This window comes from Catenibacterium sp. GCM10023432, from assembly GCF_042651925.1.
Lineage (GTDB): Bacteria > Bacillota_I > Bacilli_A > Erysipelotrichales > Coprobacillaceae > Catenibacterium > Catenibacterium mitsuoka.
Map to the genome: position 1 here is coordinate 1 of NZ_JBHSEB010000056.1, position 996 is coordinate 996.

Consider the following 996-nt stretch of genomic DNA (forward strand, 5'->3'; position numbering starts at 1 on the left):
GCCCCGGTAGATCTCATAATAGAAACATCAAACGAAAGTCGTTCATATATTTTAACTACAGATTTGACTAATCGGACAAATTATAAACCTTTTTGCGATGAAATAGAATATTTTTTAAAAAATCGTGAAAACGATACTTTTTTGGCTGCAATAAAATAAAAGTCAGAATAATATATCTGCTGATATATCATCTGACTTAAATTCTAGCATTATTAACTTAATGACATTGCCCGAAGGTTCTTTTATGCTTTAATAATCTTTAATACTGGTTCATTCTTTTCTAATAATCCAAATAAGAATGCACCGATTTCTAATACAACAACTTCACCTACAAATACATATACTGCATTTAATAGGAAAGGTGTATGGAATGCAAGTGTTAATTCGATACCTACAATAATACCGTTGATTAAACCACCTAAGATAGCACCAACATAACGGTTAGATACTTTGTTCATTGCGATAACTGCAAGTAAAGTCGCAAATGTACCAAATACCATGTCATAAGCACCAAGAGATGATGGAACGTTCGCAATGAAGCATCCTAATACTAATCCTGGGATATATTTCTTATTGTAGAATGCAAGAAATATCATTACTTCTGAAATTCTCATCTGCACCTGACCATAAGAAATTGGCGCTAAGCCAATAGTGAGTGCTGCGTAGACTGCAGCGATGACTGCGTTTAATGCAATCGTTTTAACGTCTAATTTTTTCATATTCGATTTTCTCCTTCTTCTAAAGAACAGTTAGAAGCCAAACATCATGAATTATATTCATATGTTCTTAGTTTTTTTATACTGGGTTTGGCTCTCGAACCAGTTCTCAACTACTATATCATTTACAGGTATGGGAGACAAGAAAAAGAGTAAAAAAAACGAGTCAAGCGGTACTTGACTCATCGGCTCATCGCATTTTTGAATTGCGACCTGGCAGCTTGCTATTGTCGCGTCTTCACACTATCGTCGCCGTTATGATGCTTAACTTCCGTGTTCG

The 996-nt window shown here is 34.7% G+C and carries 1 protein-coding gene; it reads right to left on the reverse strand.

The window, feature by feature from the left end; genetic code table 11:
• Positions 1–242: 242 nt before the first annotated feature.
• Positions 243–719, reverse strand: coding sequence for a QueT transporter family protein (locus ACFOZZ_RS08000; RefSeq protein ID WP_055234395.1), 477 nt, complete (start codon positions 717–719; stop codon positions 243–245).
• Positions 720–996 lie beyond the last annotated feature (277 nt).

Coding starts and splice junctions, on each gene's coding strand:
- ACFOZZ_RS08000 (WP_055234395.1), bottom strand. CDS start 719: ATGAAAAAATTAGACGTTAAAACGATTGCATTAAACGCAGTCATCGCT.